This is a genomic window from Nocardia sp. NPDC058497, from assembly GCF_042720195.1.
Taxonomy (GTDB): Bacteria; Actinomycetota; Actinomycetes; order Mycobacteriales; family Mycobacteriaceae; genus Nocardia.
In genome coordinates this window covers 1-6,698 of record NZ_JBHXMY010000336.1, presented here as the reverse complement: position 1 = coordinate 6,698, position 6,698 = coordinate 1, and the positions used below count along the sequence as shown (strand labels likewise).

Annotated in this window: 5 protein-coding genes and 1 pseudogene; all 6 read left to right on the top strand. The window is 66.8% G+C overall.

Annotation, left to right across the window (positions count from 1 at the left end; genetic code table 11):
- Positions 1–1,129, top strand: a pseudogene (gene sufD, locus ACFWPJ_RS21045) (Fe-S cluster assembly protein SufD); the annotation flags it as partial.
- A 36-nt stretch (positions 1,130–1,165) separates the two neighbouring features.
- Positions 1,166–1,933, top strand: coding sequence for a Fe-S cluster assembly ATPase SufC (gene sufC, locus ACFWPJ_RS21040; RefSeq protein WP_378853788.1), 768 nt, complete (start codon positions 1,166–1,168; stop codon positions 1,931–1,933).
- A gap of 1 nt (position 1,934) precedes the next feature.
- On the top strand, positions 1,935–3,188 hold the full coding sequence (locus ACFWPJ_RS21035) for a cysteine desulfurase (RefSeq protein WP_378853786.1): 1,254 nt from the start codon (positions 1,935–1,937) through the stop codon (positions 3,186–3,188).
- A 3-nt stretch (positions 3,189–3,191) separates the two neighbouring features.
- On the top strand, positions 3,192–3,668 hold the full coding sequence (gene sufU / locus ACFWPJ_RS21030; RefSeq protein ID WP_378853784.1) for a Fe-S cluster assembly sulfur transfer protein SufU: 477 nt from the start codon (positions 3,192–3,194) through the stop codon (positions 3,666–3,668).
- On the top strand, positions 3,668–4,051 hold the full coding sequence (locus tag ACFWPJ_RS21025) for a metal-sulfur cluster assembly factor (protein WP_378853782.1): 384 nt from the start codon (positions 3,668–3,670) through the stop codon (positions 4,049–4,051). The genes sufU and ACFWPJ_RS21025 overlap by 1 nt, the downstream gene beginning before the upstream one ends.
- An 866-nt stretch (positions 4,052–4,917) precedes the next feature.
- The coding region (locus ACFWPJ_RS21020) for a condensation domain-containing protein (protein WP_378853781.1) at positions 4,918–6,698 on the top strand (1,781 nt) is incomplete at its 3' end.

Here is a 6,698-nt window from a genome sequence, read left to right as displayed (position 1 = left end):
CAACAAGGGAGATGTCTTCAATTCGTTATTTGTCGACAATTTAGAGTTCAAGTAGGGACGTTACGAGGCCTGGAGCTTCACCCCGCTGCGCCGCCTGCGCGGCCTGCACGACGGCTCCGCCGTGCGTGACGGTCAGGCGACCGTCGAGGTGAGCGAGGTCGCCGGTGTCACCGTGGAAACGGTGGACCGCACCGACGCCCGCCTCGGCCAGGCCGGTACCCCCGCGGATCGTGTTGCCGCCCAGGCATATTCGGGCTTCGAGTCGGCGACCGTGATCACCGTCGGCAAGGAGACCGAGGTCTCCGACCCGATCACCGTGACCATCACCGGTCCGGGCGAGGGCAAGACCGCCTACGGTCACCTGCAGGTGCGCCTGGACAACTTCGCCGTCGCCACCGTGGTCCTCGACCAGCGCGGCAGCGGAACCTACGCCGAGAACGTCGAATTCGTGCTGGGTGACAGCGCCAAGCTGACCGTCGTCGCCGTCCAGGAATGGGCCTCCGACGCCGTGCACGCCACCGCGCATCACGTGATGCTGGGTCGCGACGCCACCGTGCGGCACTTCGCCGCCACCCTCGGCGGCGACCTGGTTCGCCTCACCGGCACCGTGCGCTACGCCGGTCCCGGCGGCGAGGCCGAGCTGTTCGGCCTGTACTTCGCCGACGCGGGCCAGCACTTCGAGCAGCGCCTGCTGGTCGACCACTCGGAGCCCAACTGCAAGTCCAACGTGCTGTACAAGGGTGCGCTGCAGGGTGATCCGGCCTCGCCCAAGGGCGATGCCCGCACCGTGTGGGTCGGCGACGTGCTGATTCGCGCGGCCGCCGAGGGCACCGACACCTACGAGGCCAACCGCAACCTGGTGCTCACCGACGGCGCGCGCGCCGACTCGGTGCCGAACCTGGAGATCGAGACCGGCGAGATCGCCGGCGCCGGACACGCCAGCGCCACCGGCCGTTTCGACGACGAGCAGCTGTTCTACCTGCGTGCTCGCGGCATTCCGGAAGAGGTTGCCCGCCGCCTGGTGGTGCGTGGCTTCTTCCACGAGATCATCCAGAAGATCGCGGTCCCCGAGGTCCGGGAGCGGCTGGAGGCGGCCATCGAGGCCGAGCTCGCCACTGTCGGTATCTGACACCACACTTACTCCCCACGAAGGAATTCGAATTCGATGACCACCTTGGAAATCAAGGACCTGCACGCCGAGATCACCACCCCCGAGGGTGAGTCCAAGAAGATCCTCAACGGCGTCAACCTGACCGTGCGCTCCGGCGAGACCCACGCCATCATGGGCCCCAACGGCTCGGGCAAGTCGACGCTGTCCTACGTGATCGCGGGCCACCCGAAGTACACCGTCACCCAGGGCACCATCACCCTCGACGGTGAGGACGTGCTGGAGATGTCGGTCGACGAGCGCGCTCGCGCCGGCCTGTTCCTGGCCATGCAGTACCCGGTCGAGGTCCCCGGCGTCTCGATGTCGAACTTCCTGCGGACCGCCGCCACCGCCGTGCGCGGCGAGGCGCCCAAGCTGCGCACCTGGGTCAAGGAGGTGAAGGAGTCGATGAAGGAGCTCGACATCGACGCGGCCTTCGCCGACCGCAGCGTGAACGAGGGCTTCTCCGGTGGCGAGAAGAAGCGCCATGAGGTCCTGCAGCTGGGTCTGCTCAAGCCGAAGATCGCGATCCTCGACGAGACCGACTCCGGCCTCGACGTCGACGCGCTGCGCATCGTCTCCGAGGGCGTCAACCGCTACAAGGAGCGCGAGAACGGCGGCGTGCTGCTGATCACGCACTACACCCGCATCCTGCGCTACATCCAGCCCGACTTCGTGCACGTGTTCGTCAACGGCAAGATCGTCGCCGAGGGCGGCTCCGAGCTGGCCGAGGAACTCGACGCGAACGGCTACGTGCGCTTCACGTCCGCGACCGCTGGAGCCTGACATGACCGCGACGGTGCCCGCCCTCGACGTCGCCCGGATCCGGGCCGACTTCCCGATCCTGAACCGCACGGTCCGGGACGGGAAACCGTTGGTGTACCTGGATTCCGGTGCGACCGCGCAGCGTCCGCTGCAGGTGCTGGACGCCGAGCGCGACTTCCTGCTCACCCGCAACTCGGCGGTGCACCGCGGTGCGCACCAGCTGGCGGAGGAGGCGACCGACTCCTACGAGGACGCGCGCGTCGCCATCGCGCGCTTCGTCGGCGCCGAGGCCGGGGAGATCGTGTTCACCAAGAACGCGACCGAGTCGCTGAACCTGGTGGCCAACGCGTTCGGCGACGACCGGTTCCCCCACAAGGTGGGCCCGGGCGACGAGATCGTGATCACCGAGCTCGAGCACCACGCGAATCTCGTTCCGTGGCAGGAACTCGCGCGCCGCACCGGCGCCACGCTCAAGTGGTACGGCATCACCGACGACGGCCGCATCGACCTGGATTCGCTCGAACTGTCGCCCGCGACCAAGGTTCTCGCGTTCACCCACCAGTCGAATGTGACCGGCGCGGTGGCCCCGGTGGCCGAATTGGTGCGCCGGGCAAAGGAAGTCGGCGCGCTCGTCGTGCTCGACGCCTGCCAGTCGGTGCCGCACATGGCGGTGAACTTCCGTGAGCTCGGCGTCGACTTCGCCGCGTTCTCGGGCCACAAGATGCTCGGCCCGATGGGTGTGGGCGGACTGTGGGGTCGTCGGGTTCTGCTCGAGGAGACCCCGCCGTTCATCACCGGTGGGTCGATGATCGAGACCGTCACCATGGAGAAGACCACCTACGCGCCGCCGCCGCAGCGCTTCGAGGCGGGCACACCGATGACCTCGCAGGTCGTCGGGCTGGCCGCCGCGGTGCGCTACCTCGAAGACCTCGGCATGGACGCGGTCGCCGCCCATGAGCACGCGCTCACCGGCGCCGCGCTCGACGGGCTGCGCGGGATCGACGGCGTGCGGATCGTCGGGCCGACCGAGAACGTGGACCGCGGTGGCGCGGTGGCGTTCGTGGTCGACGGCATCCACGCCCACGACGTGGGCCAGATCCTCGACGACCAGGGTGTCGCCATCCGGGTCGGGCACCACTGCGCCTGGCCGCTGCACCGCAAGTTCGGTGTCGCCGCCACCGCGCGGGCGTCGTTCGCCGTGTACAACACCCTCGACGAGGTCGACGCGCTGGTGCAGGCCGTGCGGAAGGCTCAGAACTTCTTCGGAGTTGCATAAACCATGCGCATGGAGCAGATGTACCAGGAAGTGATCCTGGACCATTACAAACACCCGCATCACCGCGGGCTGCGGGAGCCGTTCGGTGCCGAAGTGCACCACGTGAACCCGACCTGTGGTGACGAGGTGACCCTGCGGGTGACCATCGACGGCGCCGGCGAGATCGCCGATGTCTCCTACGACGGTCAGGGCTGCTCGATCAGCCAGGCCGCCACCTCGATCCTCACCGATCAGGTGATCGGCCTGCCGGTGCAGCAGGCGCTGAAGGTGGTCGACTCCTACAGCGAGATGATCTCGAGCCGCGGCACCGTCGAGGGCGACGAGGACATGATCGGCGACGGCATCGCACTCGCGGGCGTCGCCAAGTACCCGGCGCGCGTGAAGTGCGCACTGCTGGGGTGGATGGCGTTCAAGGACGCCGTCGTGCAGATCGCCTCGGCCGAAGATGCCAAGCCTGCCATGGGAAATGGGGAAGCGTGATGAGTGAGACACCGGCCGTCGAAGCCACCGAAGCCGCGGCTCCCGAGGTGGAGCTGACACCCGAGCAGCTCGAGCACCTCGAGAATCTCGAAGAGGCCATGCGCGACGTGGTCGACCCCGAGCTCGGTATCAATGTCGTCGACCTCGGTCTGGTCTACGGCATGTCCGTCGACGACGCGAACATCGCCACCCTCGACATGACGCTCACCTCGGCGGCCTGTCCGCTGACCGATGTCATCGAGGACCAGTCCCGCAACGCCCTGGTGCGCAGCGGACTGGTCGAGGACCTGAAGATCAACTGGGTTTGGATGCCCCCGTGGGGCCCGGACAAGATCACCGAGGATGGCCGCGAACAGCTGCGTGCCCTCGGCTTCACGGTCTAGAGAAATCCCGACAAAGGTCCGAATCCCGGCTGGGATTCGGACCGTCGGGGTCTGCGCTACCCGCCGGAATACCGGTGGCTGGAGGGGCGAAATCGGGCACCGCTTATCGGCGAATCTTGGCGTCACGCCGGATCAATATGGGCGACTTCGGTCGGTGAAACTTCGGGTCAGGACGAATCTGGAGCATTGCCACGTGCGCAGCGGGTGCCTATGCTGAGAAGAGGCTGATCAGCTCGCCGCGCCGGGTTTGCAATGTGTCGGCGCGCACCATATTCGGGCGTGCGTCACACGAAAGAAGGTCGCACCCGGCGCCGCACATGCTTGATCCGGAGCCCTGAGCGCCCTCGAGCGCCACTGGTGCCGTACATCAGCCGCCGCGGCCCAACGGGAGCGCTGGCGGAAGGGAGCATAGCCATGGCCGCCACGTCGACGACGTCCCTCGCGCACCGATCGAAAACCCGGCGGAGAGCAGGGGTGGTTTCGCTTCTGCACTGCGGGCCGTCCGGCAGCATGCTCGAGGTCTGAAACGTGTTGTCCCGTCGTGGCTGATCTGTCCCCCGTCTGCACTGGCACGCTCGGCATAGAACCGACGGCGCGCGAGATTCCGGGTGCCGGATCCCCGGTCTTCGCCCCACCTGGTCCGCAAGCGCGATCGCCGCGCCCACGAACGGATCCCGACGTGTAGGCCGCGAGGCTGCACCGACTGCGGGAAGCTCCCCATGAAGATCCCTGATTCGAATCCGAGCACGCATTCTCGAGACGCCGATATGGTCGTCACCACCGGACACCGCCTTGCAAATCCGGACGTTTCCGACAGGATTCCTCCTGAAGCGTTTCCGCTGTCGCCCGCGCAGTACGGGATCTGGATGGCGCAGCAACTCACACCCGAAATCCCTTTCGTCATTGCCCAATACGTGAAATTCCACGGAGCATTGGATTTAGATCTGTTGCGGGCCGCAATCGACGCGGCGGCTCGTGAGTTCGAGACCGTCTACCTGCGTCTGATCGAGGTCGATGGGCAGCCGTTCCAGATCGTCGATCGAGGGCTCGAGTTTCACACGGAGGTGCTGGACTTTCGCGACGAGGGTGACCCGCTGTCCGCTGTCGGCGAGTGGCTTCACCGGGACGTCGAACTACCGATGGATCCTGTGGTCGATCGCCTGTGCAAGATCGCGATCCTCTACGTCAGCGAATCCGACTTCCGGATTTATGTCAAAGCCCACCACATTGTGCTGGACGGCTATGGCGCGATGATCTTGATGAACCGGGGGGCCGAGTTGTACTCGGCCGCGGTCGCCGGCCGCGAGGCCGGTGGCCGACCGTCCACGGGTCTGCGCACCCTCTACGACAAGGATCAGCAGTACCGCGCCTCGCATCGTTTCACCGTCGATCGTGACTACTGGGCGCAGCGAATGCGTGATATGCCGGCGTCGAGCCTGAACGCCGACGTTGCCCCGGCTGCTCGTTGCCTCACCGAGGTTGCCGCCTTGTCGCGGACAGCCGACGAACACCTGGACGGATCCGAGTCCCTGCGCGCGAACCTGACGGTGGTGGTGCTCGCGGCCTTCGCCTGCTACTTCTCCCGGCAATCGGGAAGCCACGAAGTGCTGGTCAACATTCCGGTGTCGGCTCGAACAACCGCACAATTGAAGCGGTCGGCCGGCATGCTGGTCAATGTCGTGCCGCTGCGGATACGGATTGATCCCGACGAACCCCTCGGCGAGGTGATCGGCCGGATGCAGCTCGAGCTGCTCGGTGCGCTACGCCATCAGGGCTGTGGGATCGAGGACATCCGACGCTCCACGGGTGACACCGTGTCACGATTTTCCGTGCCGCTGGTCAATGTGATGCTCTTCGACCAGGAACTGAGACTGGAAACGGCCACCGGTTCTCTGCATGCGCTCTCCCGCGGACCGGTCGGAGACCGCCTGATCAGTGTGTATCGCAGCGGTACCCCGACACGGACCACGATCGAATTTCGCGCCAACCCGAATCGGTATCGCGAGGACGAAGTGCGCGAGCAGTGCACACAGATCGTGGAACTCCTCGACGAGTTCGTCACCGCGGATCCGGACACACCGCTCAATCTCATTCACCGCGCCAGCGCGCGTGCGGCGGAACGCCGATACCGGGACACGGCGGTATTGGACTATTGGAAGTCGGCTCTTGGCGGGCTGTCGGCACTACCGGACCTGCCCACAGACGGTTCCCGCCCGACTCCGACGGCGGGTGAGCGATCGTCGGTCGAGTTCTCGGTCGACACCGAGCTGCATCGGGCCGTGGTCACGCTGGCCGCCGAACAGGATGTCGATTCGTTCGTCGTCCTGCACGCGGCGGTGTCGATGCTTGTCGCGCGCCTCGGCCGTGTCGATGATGTCGCGATCGGCACTCCGGTCGCTCGCACCGAACAGCCCGGGCCCGAGGCCGAGGACATCCTCGTGCTGCGCACTCGCGTCGACGCGGCGGCCACTGTCGCCGACCTGCTCGAACACTTCGACAGAGTCGACCGGGGTGCGTTCGAGCACGCCGATATCTCGTCGCACCGTCTGGCCTCGGCGCGGGGGGGGGGGGGGGGGGGCGCCCCCCCCCGGAGCGGGGGGGGTGGGGGTGAGTGGTGGGGGCCCGGGCCCCCCCCCCGGGCCCCCGC